Raw genomic sequence first — 14,418 nt, forward strand, 5'->3', positions numbered from 1 at the left:
CTTTCGACTGCCAGCCTGCCGACCCACACCGAATGCAACGCACCACCCCCGACCGATCGCACCGTCTCCAGCACCTGCTGTGTCCTGTCCGCACTCCAGGGGCACTCCCGCCCGGGCGCACCGTCCGCCGAGGCACGGGTGATCGCCAGTGAGCGACGCAGCCTCCGACCTCACACTGGCTGCACGAACCGACGACGGTCCGGACCGCTTCGCGTTCGCGACCGTCGACGGCGTCTGCTCGCCAGAGAAATTCCGCGTCGCCGAGTTGCTACTCGCCGAGGCACTTTGGGACGATCCGCCGACGTCACTGCTGGTCCCCCAGGCCAACTACGGCGTCGTCGGAACGGTCCTCGCCGGCGCTGTCGGGCGCGTCACGATGACCGAGTCGAGCGCGCGATCGGCGGCGTGCTGCCGGAAGAACGTCCGGCGGAACGTCGTCGACGGCGACATGAACGTCTCACTTCTCGCGGCACTCAACGAACTCCGGGAGCGACGCGCAAGCACCGATCGCGAGCCGCAGTTCGACGCCGTCGCGTACGCGCCGAAACCCTACGTTCCCCTCGCCGTCAGTCACCAGCGGATCGCCGACGCGCTCGAACTACTCGCACCGGGCGGGCGCTGTCTCGTCGCGGCGGAACCGACCACCGGACTCGCTCGTTACCGCGAAACGCTCGAAGCGCTCGGTGGCTCCGTCGAGACCGTCGAGGAGCGAGACGGCGTATCGGTGCTCGAAGCGACCCGGTCGCAGCGAGCGGCCGACTCCAGCACCACGGACCGATCCAACTACGTCGAGCCGCGGACTCTCGAACCCACCGTCGACGGCGTCGAACTCGAACTTGTCACCGTCCCCGGCCTGTTCGCCGCGAACGAACTCGATCACGGCACGCGCTTGCTGATCGAGACGCTCGACGTTCCAGACGGCGCTCGGGTGCTCGACGCCTGCTGTGGCTACGGCCCGATCGGCACGTACGCTGCCGCGAGCGACGACTGTGAGGTCTGGTTGACCGACGACGATCGAATCGCGACGCGGTGTGCGGAGTGCAGCCTCGAACGGACCGGCGTCGAGGGGGCTGGCGTCGTCGATGCGACCGTCGTCACCGGCGACTGCACCGAGGGCGTCGCGGATCGGTCCTTCGACCTCGTCGCGACGAACCCACCGACCCACGCCGGCAGCGGCGTGCTTTCCGAGCTGTTCGCAGGGATTCACGCGGTGCTCGATCGAGGCGGCGAGTGCCTGTTCGTCCGACACGAGGCGCTCGACCTCTCGGCACACCTCCGATCGTTCAGCGAGGTCGAGACCGTCGCCAGAGGTGTGGAGCACGTCGTTCGCCGTGCGTTGCCGTGACGCGGCCGGATCGGGAGACAGCCAGGGCAACGGCGTTCGGGGCAGTGCGCAACCGGTTTGGCGCTCGACCGCCTCCGCAGGAATATGGATCACGAGGACGTCGAAGCGCTGATCGAGGAGGGGATTCCCGAGGCCACCGCGACCGTCTCGCGGCCACGCGGCGTCGATGACGACGACCATCTGGCCGCGGAGGTCGTCTCTCCGGCGTTCGAGGGCGAGTCCGTGCTCGACCGGCACGAGCTGGTCTACGACGCGCTCGGCGAGCACATGACGACGGACATCCACGCCGTGGAGCTGACGACCAAGACGCCCGCCGAGGCCGAGGAGTAGAGCCGATACCCGGCGTCGCGCTGTTTCAGTCGTCGATCCAGGAAGCTATTCGCGCGCACCGACTGCAGAACGCCTTTGACGCTTCGCCGGCTACGCGACACTATGTCATTCGAGTCCGAACCGTCGCTCTCGCCGGAGGAGGTCCAGGAGCAGGTGGACGCCGCCATCGAACAGAACGAGGTCGTCCTGTTCATGAAGGGGAACGAGCTGATGCCCCAGTGTGGCTACTCCAAGCGCGCACTCGGGCTGATCGGCCAGCACCGCGACGACGTCGCGACGGTGGACACGCTCGAGGCCCTCGACGCCTATCGCGAGGCGCTGGAGGAACACAGCGGCTGGACGACGATCCCCCAGACGTTCGTCGACGGCGAGTTCGTCGGCGGGAGCGACGTGCTCGCGGAGCTCGACGAGAAGGGCGAGCTCGAAGAGACGCTGACGGTCTGAGCGGCGGCGGTTCGCGATCTCGTTCCCCGAGCCGGAGCTAGCTTTATCCTGTCGGACGCCGTAGTTTCGAGCGGTGCATGCCAATGACTGGCAAGAAAATCCTCCAGATCGCCGGCGACTTCGTCGAAGACTACGAGAACATGGTGCCCTTCCAGGCGCTTCAGATGGTCGGCCACGACGTCGACGCCGTCTGTCCCGAGAAAGATCCGGGAGACACGGTGAAGACCGCGATCCACGACTTCCGTGGCGACCAGACCTACCTCGAGGAGCGCGGCCACGACTTCGAGATCACCGCCTCGCTCGCGGAGATCGATCCCGCCGACTACGACGCGCTCGTCGTCCCAGGCGGCCGCGCGCCGGAGTACCTCCGGACCTACGACGAGGTGATCGGGACGGTCCAGCACTTCTTCGAGGAAGACAAGCCGGTCGCGACGCTCTGTCACGGCCCGCAGATTCTCGCCGCAGCTGGCGTGCTCGACGGTCGGACCGCCACGTCGTACCCCGCCGTACGGGCGGAGTGTGAACGCGCGGGATGTTCGTGGGTCGACGGCGTCGTGACCGACGGCAACCTCGTCACCGCGCAGGCCTGGCCGGACCATCCCGAGTGGCTCTCGCAGTTCCTCGACGTGCTCGGCACCGAGATCGATCACGGCGAGCCACAGACCGCGGCCGCGGATGACGACTGAACGCTCACGGTCGGCGGGCTCCGCCGCCTGTCAGTGGTCCGGATCGTACTCCTCGGCGGTGACGTGGTCCAGCCAGCTGACGACCTCGCCGTCTGCTTCCTCCTGAATCGCGACATGCGCCATCCCTTTGTCGGGTCTCGCGCCGTGCCAGTGCTTTTCGCCGGGTGGGAACCAGACCACGTCGCCGGCCCGAATCTCCTCGATCTCGCCGCCCTCGCGCTGGACCAGGCCACAGCCACTGGTCACGATCAGGCGCTGGCCGCGTGGGTGGGTGTGCCAGGCGGTGCGAGCGCCGGGCTCGAAGGTGACGCTCGCCGCCGCAGCGCGAGCGTCGTCGTTGGGGTCGAACAGCGGATCGATCCGTGCGTTGCCGGTGAAATACTCCTCGGGCCCCTCGACGGAGGCCTGTGAACAGGCTCGAGTAACGTCCATCAGTTGTACCCACGGGAGCGGTGTGTGCGGATCGACTTTGATTCGATGCTATCCAGATGGGGCGTTTATACCCTTGCGGGGATCGTGGGCGGTTCCCCAGTAGAAGAGCACGACGCCGAGGACCGTGACGACCGCCAGGGCGACGAGCGGAATCCCGTAGCCGCCGGTGGCACTTCGGAGCGCGCTCACGGCGAGCGGTGAGAGGAAGGCGGCGCCGGCGGTCGCGGCGTTGAGCAGGCCCACGGTCGCCGTCGCGTTCTCAGAGCCGAAGCTATCGAGGACGATCGGCGACCAGAGCGCGGCGAGCGTCCCGTTGCCGATCCCGAACCCGGCCAAGACGACGTAGAGCAGAAGTGGGGAGCCGACCACGGGGAGGACGAGCACGCACGCCGCCGCGACCCCGACGCAGGCCACGAAGACGGTTCGCCGACCGACGTGATCGCCGACGGCACCGCCACCGACGCGCGCGACGATGCTGACGCCACCGACGATTCCGAAAGCACCTGCCGCGACCGCACGATCGATCCCGTTGCCGGTCAGAATGTCGACGAGCTGGGCCGAGAGCACGTAGTACCAGCCCCAGAGGAGGCCATAGCCGATCGCGGCGCCGAGGAACCGGCGATCGGCGACGCGACGACGCAGCCAGGACAGGTCCGCGGTCGTGGTAGTCCCGGTGTGGCCCGGCGGGCGACGGTAGACGAGACTGGACGCGAGGACGACGACGGCTGCCCCACCGGCGACCACGCCAAACGCGGTTTGGAACGCGACGCGGTCGAAGAGCCAGAGCCAGACGAACGGGACCGTCAGGACGCCGAGGCCGTTGCCTGTCATCGTGATCCCCATCGCACGACCCTGGTAGGCGTCGAACCACTGCGGAACGAGCGAGACGACCACGATGAATGCCGTCCCACCCGCCATCCCCAGCAGGGCGAACGCAATGAGCAATCCGGCGTAGGAGTTGACGATCTGCACCGCCCAGGCAACGACCGCGAGTCCGAGGCCCGCGCTCGCGACGACCGGCCGGAGCGGGAAACGGGCGGCGACCACGCCGAAGACGCCACCGGACAGCAGGAAGATCGCGGAGGTGATCGAGAAGACGGCCGAAGCCTGCAACGACGTCAGACCGAACGCTGCCGACAGCTGGTCGACGTACACGGTGTAGGTGAACAGCGTTCCCCAGAGAAGAGTCAACATACAAACCCCGAGAGCGACCAGCAGCCAGCCCCGGGCGGAGTCGATCGCGTCGTCGTACCTCTCGGACTCCGCTATCTCAGTCATCGCAGCTCCGCCCCCAGCGTCCGTCGTCGATCGGCGCGTTCGGATCTAGCATCGTGGTCTGACTCGCCGTTCCGGTACTCGGTCGGCTACGCATCGTCGTAGGCCATCGATCGCGAGAGCTCGGGGTAGGCGTGGATCTGCTCGGCGAGTTCGGTGACCTTCGCTTCTGCGAGTTCGATCGCGTCCTCGCCCGCGACGAACCGGCGGGGAGGATCGTCCTCGCCGGCGATCTCGACGAGCGCGTCGGCGAGCCTGGCGGGGTCGTTGGGCTGCTCGCCGCCCTGGTCCTTCCACCACGCCATCTGCTCGGCTCTGCGCTCGTCGTAGTCGTCGATCGACGGGTCGGTGAAAGGCATCGACCGCTCTTCGGTCAGGGTCGTACGGAAGAATCCCGGGTTGACGACCGTCGTGTCGATGCCGAACGGCCCGACCTCTTCGTACAGAGCGTCCATCCACCCTTCGAGCCCGTGCTTCGCGGTGGCGTAGGCCGAGCTGAACGCGAACCCGGAGAATCCCGCACCCGAAGAGATCGTGATGATGTGGCCGGAACGCTGCTCGCGCATGACCGGGAGGACGGCCCGCGTGACGTACATCTGGCCAAAGAGATTCACCTCCAGCTGATGCTTAATCTCCTCGATCGTCATCTCCTCGAAGAAGCCCTTGTAGGAGACGCCCGCGTTGTTGACCAGCACGTCGATCCGGCCGAACCGCTCGACGGCGGCCGCCGTCGCCGCCTCGGCGTCGTCGGTGTCCGTGACGTCGAGTTCCGTGACGAGGAGGTCGTCGTGTGCGCCGACGGCCTCGGCCACGGCGTCGGTATCCCGGCCGGTGGCCACGACCGCGTGCCCCGCGTCGAGGGCGGCCCTGGCGAACTCGCGGCCCATCCCGCGGCTCGTCCCCGTGACGAACCAGACCTGTCGATCGGTCTCAGGCCCTCCTGGGCGGGTCCTCGACTGTCCTCGCTCACCCATCGAGTTTCACCATGACCTTGATCGCGTCGCGCTCGTCCATCGCCTGGTACCCCTCCGGAACGCCGTCGAGATCGACCGTCTTGGTGAAGATCGGCGAGGGATCGAGGGTACCCTGGAGGACGTCGGCCATGAGCTCCTCGGCATACGCCCGGACCGGCGCGGGACCGCCCGTGAAGGAGGCGTTCTTGTAGAAGAGCTGCTCCACGAAGGCTGGATTCTCGACGTGCGGGACGCCGACGTAGCCGATGTCGCCGCCCGGTCGAACGATCTGCGCAGCAGTTTCGAGCGCCGATTCTGCACCCACGCACTCGAGCACGTGGTTCGCCCCGCCGCCGGTGAGCTCCTGCGCTTTTGCGACTGCTTCCTCGCCCCGAGCCGACACGACGTCGGTCGCGCCGAACTCGCGAGCGATCTCCAGTCGGTCCTCGTGGTGACCCATCGCGACGATCCGTTCCGCTCCGATGCGACGAGCCGCAAGCACGCCACAGAGGCCAACGGCGCCGTCCCCGATGACGACGGCCGTATCGCCGGCCTCGAGATTCGCACTGACTGCGGCGTGGTGTCCAGTCGCCATGACGTCGGTCAACGGGAGCAGGGACTCGAGGACGTCCTCGTCGTCGGCGTACCGATCGGGGACTCGCACGAGCGTCCCGTTCGCCTGGGGAACGCGGAGCTGCTCGGCCTGTGCGCCGCGACCACTGTTCGGGCCGAAGAATCCGAGGTTCGCACACGCGGTGTGGATCCCCTTCCGGCAGAACTCACACGACCCGCAGCTCGAGGAGAACGGCGCGAACACTCGATCGCCCGGCTGGACGTGCCGGACTGCGTCACCGACCTCCCGCACGATCCCCATCGGTTCGTGACCGACGGGCGCCCCGTCCTCGTGGTCCTCAGCGCCGCGGTAGAACCAGAGGTCAGAGCCACAGATCGCGGTGTGCGTGACGTCGACGATCGCGTCGGTTGGGGCTTCGATCGACGGCGCCGCTCGCGATTCGATACGAATCTCGCCCGGGCCTCCGTACACTGCTGCCTTCATGTGTTCGTGCAGTGTTCGGCGGCAGCCGCCCTCAATTCGGTGCTAGCTGGAAAGTGTATTCAAGTGTGGTTCCGCACCGAGCGTCGTCGTGAGGAGCTGTCGTTCCCCGCGACGCAGCAGCGTCGACATGGAGGGCTGGGAGATGTCCATCGCCTCGGCCAGCTCCGCCGTCGAGACCGCTCGTGGACTCTCGTAGTACCCACGCGAGATGGCGAGGGTCAGCGCCTCGTGCTGTCGTTCCGTGAGTCCATAGGGGGTCGAATCGTCACTCGCCGGGGTGGTCTGTTCGATCGAGATCAGATCGACGTCGATGCCGAACTCCTCGCATCGGGATCGCATCCCGTTGAACGCCTCGTGGTGCTGGAACAGCTTCGTCTCGTACCAGCCCTCCGGCGTCACGACGGTCGGCTCCATCTGGGCGGCGGTAAAACGCTCCGGCGCGAACGCTTCGGAGACCACGTCCGCGAGTTCGATGGTGAGTTGAAAGACGGCACTGCCACTCGCGCGCCCGAGCGAGGTCGCCTCGACGACTTCCTCGAAGGACAGTAGCTCCGCCTCGGTCAGCTCCTCGCTCGGCTCGACGTAGACGACGAACACGCGAGCATCGTGCTCGCGACAGAGGCCGTGGACGCACTCGAACTGGTTCGAGTCCAGCGAGGCGGCGAAATCGACGAGCGGCAGGGCTGGCGAACTGATGAGAAACTCGGTCGTGACCGTCATGAGACAGACGTTGGTCCCTTCGACAGTTAACGCACCGGATACCGTAGGCTACTCCCCGCTGCCCGCCGAGTCGTACTCGGCGAGCCGCCGTTCGTACTTCGCCAGCGATCCGGCGAGCGCTTCTTCGGCGTCGAGGTCGGCCGATTCGGCCAGCGCGAGGAGGGAGAAGTAGACGTCGCCGAGTTCGTCGGTGGAGAGTTCTAGCTCCGCTGGATCGCTTCCGTAGTCCGTCGAAACTGCCGCCTCTTTGGCGAGTTCGCCGGTCTCGGAGACGAGATCGAGCAGCCGATAGACTGGCGGTGCTTCGAGTTCGTGGGTCGAGACGAACTCGGCGACGCGATCCTGTGGGTCGTCGACGACGGGGCCGTCTCCAGAACTGGAATCGTCCATGCGAGATGCTCCGGGAGCGAGTGGAAAAGTCGTGCGGTAGCCCACGCCACCGCAGCCGGACGTGCCACTGCCCTCGGACGGGTTAGCGCCCGGCCTCGGTCATCGCCCGGCCTCGCTCATCATGCGTCCTCGGTCATCGCGCGTCCTCGATCTCCTCGAGCGCACCCGGGTTCTCGATCGAGGACATGTCGCCCAACTCCTCGCCCTCGTAGGTGCCGGCGATGGCCCGTCGGATGATCTTCCCGGACTGCGTCTTCGGGAACGCGTCCACGAAGAACAGTTCGCGGGGGCGGAACGGCTTCCCGATCTCCTCGCCGACCCACTCGACGAGCGACGCCCGGAGGTCGTCCGTCTCGTCGACGCCTGACTCCAGCACCACGTACGCGACGACGGCCTGCCCGGTGGTCTCGTCGTCGACGCCGACGGCGGCGGCCTGGTTCACGTCCGGATGGTCGATCAGCGCGCCCTCGACCTCCGCCGGCCCGACCTTCCGCCCGGCGACGTTGATCGCGTCGTCGGCGCGGCCGTGGAGAAAGTAGAAGCCGTCGGCGTCGCGCTGGGCGAAGTCACCGTGGTCCCATAGATCCTCCCACGTCGACCAGTACTCCTCGAGGTAGCGCTCGTCGCCCGACCACAGCGACTGGGTCATCGAGGGACAGGAGTCACGCGCGACGAGGAACCCGCGATCGGTGGTGTCGAGGATCGAGTTCCCGTCGGGATCCACGACGTCGATATCCATCCCGAGGCCGGGGCCGCCAAGCGTGCAGGGTTTGAGCGGCTGGATCGGCGTCGGCATGAGGAAGCAGCCGAAGATCTCGGTGCCGCCGGAGATGTTGAGGATCGGACACTCCCCGCCGCCGACGTGCTCGTAGAACCACCGCCAGGATTCGGGATCCCAGGGTTCGCCCGTCGATCCGAGCAGGCGAAGGGAGGAGAGGTCGTGCCCGTCGAGCCACGCCTCGCCCTGCTTGCGAAGCGCACGGATCGCCGTCGGCGAGATGCCGAACACGGAGAGTTCGTGCTCGTCGATCATCCGCCAGAAGCGATCGGGATCGGGGTGGTCCGGTGCGCCCTCGTACATGAAGATCGTGCCGCCGAAGGCGTGGTTGCCAAGCAGCGTCCAGGGGCCCATCATCCAGCCGATGTCAGAGACCCAGAAGAAGCGGTCCGAGGGCTGGTGGTCGAAACCGAAGTAGATCTCCTTGGCGGACTGGAGCAGCGCGCCGGCGTGGGGCTGGACGATCCCCTTGGGCTGGCCGGTGGTGCCCGAGGAGTAGAGGAGCATTGCAGGATGCTGGCTCGGGAGCGACTTCGTCTCGTAGTGATCGTCCGCCGTCGCGACGGCGTCGGCCCACCACTCGTCGCGATCGTCGTGCCAGAGCACGTCGACACCCGTATCGGGATCGCTGGCGCCCAGGCGATCGTAGACGATGGTGTGTTCGACGCAGCCAGCAGCCTCGATCGCTTCGTCGGCAGTGTCCTTCAGGAAGACGTGGTCCCCCCGCCGATAGAACCCGTCCGCGGTGAACAGCACGGAGCACTCGGCGTCGCCCAGTCGCGTCTCCACCGCGTCGACGCCGAACCCCGAGAAGATCGGCACCGCGATCGCCCCGGCCTTCAGGCAGCCGTAGAGGATCGCGATGACCTCCGGCACCATCGGCATGTAGAGCCCGACGGTGTCCCCCTGCTCGATCCCGCGCGCTTCGAGTGCGTTCGCGACGCGGTCGGCCTGTCGGCGGAGCTCCTGAAAGGTGATCTTCTGGACGTCGCCGGGCTCGCCCTCCCAGATGCAGGCGACGTGGTTGCGCGTGCCCGAGTCGCGCGCGGCGTGGCGATCGAGGACGTTGTGGGCGGCGTTGATCCGCCCGCTGGGGTACCACTCGGTGAACTGCGGCCCGTCGGCATCGTCGCGAACGGCGTCGTAGGGCTCGTCGAACTCGATCCCCAGTTCGTCGGGGAGAACGTCCCAGAACCATTCGACGCCGGAGTCCGGCTCGCCCTCGATCTCGGTCGTCGTCCGCTCGATCAGCGACTCGTAGTCCTCGATGCCGTAGTGCTGCATGAACTGCCAGACGTTCGTCGACTCGACGAACTCCGGGTCGGGTTCGTGGACGACGTCGTCGATGTCCTCGAGCGTGTCCATAGCTAATCTGTAGCGAACGTTCCCCATAGTTCTTGGTCAAACTGCCGCCATCTCCCGACCCCGAGTGTCCGCAGAAAGCGCGGTCGGCAGGATCGGTCGCCGCTCACTCGGCGGACGCGCGCCGGTCGAGGAAGTCGGCGAGGATCTCGAACAGCCGGATCTTCTGGTCGATGTCCGAGGAGGCGTGGCCCTCCTCGCCGAGTTCGACGTACTCGAAGTCGTCCTCGGCCTCGTAGCCCAGTTCCTCCAGCCGGTCCCGGAAGATCCGTGCCTGGGAGACCGGGACTCGACGGTCGTTGACGCCGTGGACGAGCAGCGTCGGCGCGGAGAGGTTCTCCGCGTACTCGATGGGCGAGCGCTCGCGGTAGAGCTCGGGGTTGTCCTCGGGCGTCCCGAGGTTCTTCTCCAGCAGCTCCGTCTTGAAGTGCGGCATCGTCTCCTCGTACATCACGTCGAGGTCGGTCAGGCCGATCCAGGCGATGCCGGCGTCGTAGAGGTCGGGGTACTGGACGAGCTGCCAGTAGGTGGAGTAGCCGCCGTAGGAGCCGCCGAAGACGACGACGCGGTCGTCGTCGAGCCAGTCGTAGCGATCGAGGACGAACTCGGCAGCGGTGGCGACGTCGCCCTGTTCTGCGCCGCCCCAGTCGTCGTAGAGTTCCTCGACGAAGGCGCGACCGCGGCCGGTCGAGCCCCGGTAGTTGATCTGGAGGACGCTGAAGCCCTGCTGGACCAGGAACTGCGTGTAGAGGTCGAAGCTCCGCGTGTCCGCGGCTCGGGGGCCGCCGTGGGGGTTGACGATGAGCGGGGACGGCCGTTCGCCCGCGTCGTAGAACAGCGCGCCGATCTCGAACGTTTCGTAGGGCTCGTGCTCGACGGCGGCTTGCCGGGTGTCGGGCACCCCGTCGGACTCGAAGCGGAGGTACTCGGCGTCGGCGAAGTCGTCGGGATCGAACGATCCGTACTCCGCCGCGAGGAGTACCGTCGTCTCGTCGGTCGCGAGGTCGTACGCGAGGAGCTCGGGCCGGCGGTCCGGCGTCGTGTGGGTCAGGAGTAGTCGGTCGTCCGCGAGCTGTGGGGAGCCGTCGGAGGCGCGGCCGCCACCGGCCGGGATCGTCACGCCCGCGGGCACGTCGAGCTCCCTGCCCTCTCCGGTCTCGAGGTCGTAGACGACCGGTACCTTGGCGGCGCGGCGCGTCCGCACCGCGACGATCCGGTCAGTCCGTCCGTCGTCATCTTCGAGGAACGCCACCGGACTCTCCTCGTACTCACCTGGACCGTACCACGTGACCTCGTCATCGGCGAACTCGTAGACGCCCACACGTGCGAGGTCCGTCGAGTTGTCCGACACGAGCAGCCGGTCGCCCTCGGGACCCCACTCCAGGGCACCGGACTCGGCACCGACTTCGCCGATCTCGAGGTTTCGCGGGTTCGAGCCGTCCGCGTCTGCGACGTAGACGTCGACGTTGTTGTAGTCCTCGGCCTCGTTGGTGGCGTAGGCGATCCGGTCGCCGTCGGGAGCGAGCTCCACGGCGTAGACGGCGCGGTCGTAGTCCGTGATCTGCTCGGGCTCGCCCCCGGGCGCCTGGCGATAGACGTTCATCTGCCCGTCGGCAGTGGAGCCGACGTAGATCGTGCCGTCGTCGGCCACGGCCTCCAGCGAGACCTGGCCGTCCATCTCGACGGCGGGGGTCGCGCCGTTTCCGTCGCGATCGATCTGCCAGACGTCGTTCTGCTCATTGCCGCCCTCGTCCTGATGGTAGTAGAGGACGTCGCCGTCCGGTCCCCACGCCATCGGCCAGCGCGCGTTGCGTGGCACCTCGCCGTCGGTGACGACGCTGCGCTCGCCGCTCTCGACGTCGATCAGGTGGAGCTCGTTCCGGCCGGTGTCGTCGTAGTACACCGCGACAGTGTCGCCGTCGGGCGATGCCGTCGGGTGGTGGAAGGAGGGAAGGCTCGCGAGGGATTCGAGAACGTCCTGTGAGTCGCTTCGCTGTGGCATAGCCGAACGCTCGCCCGCCGGGGAATCAATGCTTGGGAATCCGGCGGAACGTTCGTGTGGATTTCTGCCCAGTGGCGTCGAAATCCGTCCACCGATCCTGCCGCGAACGGTCAAAATCCGCCGATTTCGTCGATCCAGCCGTGGAGCGACGCGCCTACGACCGCCACGCCAGCGCGTCAGCGCCACCGGAGTCCTCGCCAGCCTCCTGCTCGCGGATCGCGGCGACGATGCCGTAGACGAACGGCGTGTCGACCAGCGCGATCAGCAGTTTCAGGAGGTACTGCCCGACGATCAACTCGAGGACGAGATCCCAGGGCAACACGCCCCCGATGCCGAGCAGACGCGGCAGGATCCCGAAGGCGACCGTGACGAAGATCACCGTGTCGATGGCCTGGCTGGAAGCCGTCGAGCCGATGTTGCGCACCCAGAGGTGCTCGCCGTCGGTGCGCTCGCGGAGCCAGTCGAAGGCGAGCACGTCCCAGTTCTGGCTGACGACGTAGGCGAGCAGGCTGGCGATCACGACGTTCGTGCCGGCGCCGAGAACGGTCTCGAACTGGTCGGCGGGGACGCCCTGTCCCGCAGCCGGCGCGAGGATCGTCGACCAGACGAGCGCGAGCAGGACGAAGTTCATCGCGAAGCCGACATTGACCAGCAGCTGGGTCGGTCGGCGACCGTAGAGTTCGTTGTAGCAGTCCGTCGCGAGGAACGTCACCGCGTACGCGAGCGCGGCACCGGGCAGCGTGATCGCGGCGCCGACGACCGGCAGCGAGAACGGGAGATCGAACGCCAGGATCTTCGTCGCCGTGAGCTGGGCGGTCACGAGGGACGTGACGAACAGCGCGATCAGCGCGACCTGCCCGATCGTCGGGACAGGAGCCTCGCGGCGCGACGCGGACGTGTCGGCACTCATTACTCCCGGCCAAGCGGGCGTTCGGGAAAGAGGGTTCGATCCGGCGCTGACCGATCCGATCGAACGGCGGATACGCGGTCGGACGCTGGAGCGGTCGGCTCGTCCGGGCCTTTACGTAGGAAGCCGCGGCGACTCGTCGCCATGCCGTCCCCAGACGACTCCGGCGGCGCACCGGCACGAACCAGTGGTATCGAGATCCGCTCCCCGACGGCGATCTTCGAGGACGAGCGCGCGATCGAGGGGCTGCCGATCCGGCTCGTGATCGCGCTGCTCGTCGGCGTCGCGGCGCTCTCGGTCATGATGTCGATGATCGACGACACCAGAGAGATCGGAAATACCGAACTCGACGCCGAACCGGAACCAGACACGATACAGTTGTCGGAGGACGGCACTCAAGACGTGACGATCACGGTCGTCGATCAGAGCGGTGACCCCATCTCGGGGACGACGGTTGTGCTTCAGGGATCCTCGGCTACCCTCGCCGATGGAGCAATGCATGAGGAGTCGGACAGCGACGGGACGGTGACGTTCGAGGACGTTTCACCGGAACTCGAGGCCAACCAGGATCAGGGGACCCTCGGGATCGACCTCCAGCATCCGGACTCCGAGTTCAAGGACAAGCGCGATAACAGCGAGATCCTCGTACTCGAATAATCGGGACAAGCCCACCATCGACGAGTAATCAGTCCCAGTCGATCCAGTCGTGCTCCCAGCCGGCGCGGCGCTGGGCCTTCCGATCGGCGCGCTCGCGCTCCTCCCGCGCCGTTCGATTCCGCTCGACCGCACCGGCCTGCTCGCCCTCGACGAGCAGCGGGGCGAACGCGACGCCGCCGAGCGCCTGTCGGCTGCCGTCGGGCTCGACGATCGTCAGCGACTGCTGGCCAGCACCGAGTGGCATCACGAGTTGCCCGTCCTCGGAGAGCTGCCGGACGAGGCGTTCCGGCGGCTCGACGGCTGCGGCCTCGACGAGAATCCGGTCGAAGGGAGCGTACTCCGCGAGCCCCTCCGCACCGTCGCGGCAGTCGACGAGGACCGCCGAGTACCCCGCCGAGGCGAGGTTACTGCGTGCCTCGAACACGAGCTGGCGCGTGATGTCGATCGCGTGGACGTGGCGAGCACCGACGACCTCCGCGATGACTGCAGCGGTGTACCCCACGCCAGCCCCGACGACGAGCACCTCGTCGCCGGCCGTCGGCTCGAGCGCCTCGAGCAGCCGAGCGGCGGTGCTGGGCGCCAGGACGCGCGTGCCGTGGCTCCGGTGCGCGGTGTCCGCGTAGGCGGCCTTCTCCTCGTCGACGAACTCCTCGCGCGGGACCTCGCGCATCGCGAGGCCCACCGAGTCACTGCGGACGACGGCCTTGGCCTCGTGCTCGAGGCTGTCGACCATATCGTCGCGCAGCACCGCGGGTTCCATACTCCGCCCTCCGTGGTGGAGGGTCTTGAATCGCCCGCCTGAAGCGGGACGCCGGTACGGAGTGGGACCGATCCCGCATCGAAACGAAGCGAACGTAGAAGAACGGTTTGTCGCCGGTCTGGGGTGCGATCTGACTGATTCGACTACTAGGGAAATCAATCGCTGACCGCGGAGTGAGCTGGACGGCGAACCACTTGGAAGCCCCCTCCCGCTCGCGCCCGCTTACTTGCTGTCGCCGAAAATCGAAGATTTTCGTGATAACGAAAGAGCTTCGCTCTTTCGAACCACGCGCTTCCCTCGCTCCCTTCGGTCGCTCGTTC

General features: G+C 67.2%; 15 protein-coding genes. 5 read left to right on the forward strand and 10 right to left on the reverse strand.

What is annotated here, in order from left to right; translation table 11 throughout:
• The first annotated feature begins 148 nt into the window (after positions 1-148).
• The 4 genes from ACZ5KP_RS04090 (at position 149) to ACZ5KP_RS04105 (ending at position 2,805) form a co-directional block, all read left to right on the forward strand.
• Complete coding sequence (locus ACZ5KP_RS04090) at positions 149-1,345, forward strand: methyltransferase (protein ID WP_460920161.1); 1,197 nt, start codon at positions 149-151, stop codon at positions 1,343-1,345.
• An 84-nt stretch (positions 1,346-1,429) separates the two neighbouring features.
• Positions 1,430-1,675: a BolA/IbaG family iron-sulfur metabolism protein gene (locus ACZ5KP_RS04095; RefSeq protein ID WP_460920163.1), complete on the forward strand. Its 246-nt coding sequence runs from the start codon at positions 1,430-1,432 to the stop codon at positions 1,673-1,675.
• A 102-nt stretch (positions 1,676-1,777) separates the two neighbouring features.
• The gene (locus tag ACZ5KP_RS04100; protein WP_460920164.1) at positions 1,778-2,119 is read left to right on the forward strand and encodes a glutaredoxin family protein; all 342 of its coding nucleotides are present in this window, start codon (positions 1,778-1,780) and stop codon (positions 2,117-2,119) included.
• Between the two features lie 83 nt (positions 2,120-2,202).
• Complete coding sequence (locus tag ACZ5KP_RS04105; protein ID WP_460921120.1) at positions 2,203-2,805, forward strand: DJ-1/PfpI family protein; 603 nt, start codon at positions 2,203-2,205, stop codon at positions 2,803-2,805.
• Between the two features lie 30 nt (positions 2,806-2,835).
• Here the strand turns inward: ACZ5KP_RS04105 and ACZ5KP_RS04110 are convergent, their stop codons facing one another.
• The 9 genes from ACZ5KP_RS04110 to ACZ5KP_RS04150 all read right to left on the reverse strand — a co-directional run bounded on the left by ACZ5KP_RS04110 (position 2,836) and on the right by ACZ5KP_RS04150 (position 12,684).
• Positions 2,836-3,237: a (R)-mandelonitrile lyase gene (locus ACZ5KP_RS04110; protein WP_460920166.1), complete on the reverse strand. Its 402-nt coding sequence runs from the start codon at positions 3,235-3,237 to the stop codon at positions 2,836-2,838.
• A gap of 48 nt (positions 3,238-3,285) precedes the next feature.
• A complete protein-coding gene (locus ACZ5KP_RS04115) occupies positions 3,286-4,515 on the reverse strand; it encodes an MFS transporter (RefSeq protein WP_460920168.1) in 1,230 nt (409 codons plus the stop codon).
• Positions 4,516-4,601: 86 nt separating this feature from the next.
• Positions 4,602-5,399, reverse strand: a complete 798-nt coding sequence (locus tag ACZ5KP_RS04120) for an SDR family NAD(P)-dependent oxidoreductase (RefSeq protein WP_464761884.1) — start codon at positions 5,397-5,399, stop codon at positions 4,602-4,604.
• A gap of 79 nt (positions 5,400-5,478) precedes the next feature.
• Positions 5,479-6,522, reverse strand: coding sequence for a zinc-dependent alcohol dehydrogenase family protein (locus ACZ5KP_RS04125; RefSeq protein ID WP_460920172.1), 1,044 nt, complete (start codon positions 6,520-6,522; stop codon positions 5,479-5,481).
• A 42-nt stretch (positions 6,523-6,564) separates the two neighbouring features.
• Positions 6,565-7,242, reverse strand: a complete 678-nt coding sequence (locus tag ACZ5KP_RS04130; protein ID WP_460920174.1) for a helix-turn-helix domain-containing protein — start codon at positions 7,240-7,242, stop codon at positions 6,565-6,567.
• A 48-nt stretch (positions 7,243-7,290) separates the two neighbouring features.
• Positions 7,291-7,632, reverse strand: a complete 342-nt coding sequence (locus ACZ5KP_RS04135) for a MazG nucleotide pyrophosphohydrolase domain-containing protein (RefSeq protein WP_460920176.1) — start codon at positions 7,630-7,632, stop codon at positions 7,291-7,293.
• Between the two features lie 133 nt (positions 7,633-7,765).
• Entirely contained in the window at positions 7,766-9,775 is a 2,010-nt protein-coding gene (locus ACZ5KP_RS04140; protein ID WP_460920179.1) for an AMP-binding protein, read from the reverse strand.
• 103 nt (positions 9,776-9,878) lie between these two features.
• A complete protein-coding gene (locus tag ACZ5KP_RS04145) occupies positions 9,879-11,774 on the reverse strand; it encodes a S9 family peptidase (RefSeq protein WP_460920181.1) in 1,896 nt (631 codons plus the stop codon).
• Positions 11,775-11,928: 154 nt separating this feature from the next.
• The gene (locus tag ACZ5KP_RS04150; RefSeq protein WP_460920183.1) at positions 11,929-12,684 is read right to left on the reverse strand and encodes a queuosine precursor transporter; all 756 of its coding nucleotides are present in this window, start codon (positions 12,682-12,684) and stop codon (positions 11,929-11,931) included.
• Between the two features lie 141 nt (positions 12,685-12,825).
• Between ACZ5KP_RS04150 and ACZ5KP_RS04155 the strand changes: the two genes are divergently transcribed.
• On the forward strand, positions 12,826-13,338 hold the full coding sequence (locus ACZ5KP_RS04155) for a carboxypeptidase-like regulatory domain-containing protein (RefSeq protein ID WP_460920185.1): 513 nt from the start codon (positions 12,826-12,828) through the stop codon (positions 13,336-13,338).
• Between the two features lie 28 nt (positions 13,339-13,366).
• On the opposite strand, the gene ACZ5KP_RS04160 is transcribed toward ACZ5KP_RS04155, so the two are convergent.
• Positions 13,367-14,098: a protein-L-isoaspartate O-methyltransferase family protein gene (locus ACZ5KP_RS04160; protein WP_460920188.1), complete on the reverse strand. Its 732-nt coding sequence runs from the start codon at positions 14,096-14,098 to the stop codon at positions 13,367-13,369.
• Positions 14,099-14,418 lie beyond the last annotated feature (320 nt).

This window comes from Salinarchaeum chitinilyticum, from assembly GCF_055390775.1.

Excerpts from the sequence above, each read along its gene's own strand:
- ACZ5KP_RS04095 (WP_460920163.1), top strand. The coding sequence starts at position 1,430 with ATGGATCACGAGGACGTCGAAGCGCTGATCGAGGAGGGGATTCCCGAG.
- ACZ5KP_RS04100 (WP_460920164.1), top strand. The coding sequence starts at position 1,778 with ATGTCATTCGAGTCCGAACCGTCGCTCTCGCCGGAGGAGGTCCAGGAG.
- ACZ5KP_RS04105 (WP_460921120.1), top strand. The coding sequence starts at position 2,203 with ATGACTGGCAAGAAAATCCTCCAGATCGCCGGCGACTTCGTCGAAGAC.
- ACZ5KP_RS04110 (WP_460920166.1), bottom strand. The coding sequence starts at position 3,237 with ATGGACGTTACTCGAGCCTGTTCACAGGCCTCCGTCGAGGGGCCCGAG.
- ACZ5KP_RS04115 (WP_460920168.1), bottom strand. The coding sequence starts at position 4,515 with ATGACTGAGATAGCGGAGTCCGAGAGGTACGACGACGCGATCGACTCC.
- ACZ5KP_RS04120 (WP_464761884.1), bottom strand. The coding sequence starts at position 5,399 with ATGGGCCGCGAGTTCGCCAGGGCCGCCCTCGACGCGGGGCACGCGGTC.
- ACZ5KP_RS04125 (WP_460920172.1), bottom strand. The coding sequence starts at position 6,522 with ATGAAGGCAGCAGTGTACGGAGGCCCGGGCGAGATTCGTATCGAATCG.
- ACZ5KP_RS04130 (WP_460920174.1), bottom strand. The coding sequence starts at position 7,242 with ATGACGGTCACGACCGAGTTTCTCATCAGTTCGCCAGCCCTGCCGCTC.
- ACZ5KP_RS04135 (WP_460920176.1), bottom strand. The coding sequence starts at position 7,632 with ATGGACGATTCCAGTTCTGGAGACGGCCCCGTCGTCGACGACCCACAG.
- ACZ5KP_RS04140 (WP_460920179.1), bottom strand. The coding sequence starts at position 9,775 with ATGGACACGCTCGAGGACATCGACGACGTCGTCCACGAACCCGACCCG.
- ACZ5KP_RS04145 (WP_460920181.1), bottom strand. The coding sequence starts at position 11,774 with ATGCCACAGCGAAGCGACTCACAGGACGTTCTCGAATCCCTCGCGAGC.
- ACZ5KP_RS04150 (WP_460920183.1), bottom strand. The coding sequence starts at position 12,684 with ATGAGTGCCGACACGTCCGCGTCGCGCCGCGAGGCTCCTGTCCCGACG.
- ACZ5KP_RS04155 (WP_460920185.1), top strand. The coding sequence starts at position 12,826 with ATGCCGTCCCCAGACGACTCCGGCGGCGCACCGGCACGAACCAGTGGT.
- ACZ5KP_RS04160 (WP_460920188.1), bottom strand. The coding sequence starts at position 14,098 with ATGGAACCCGCGGTGCTGCGCGACGATATGGTCGACAGCCTCGAGCAC.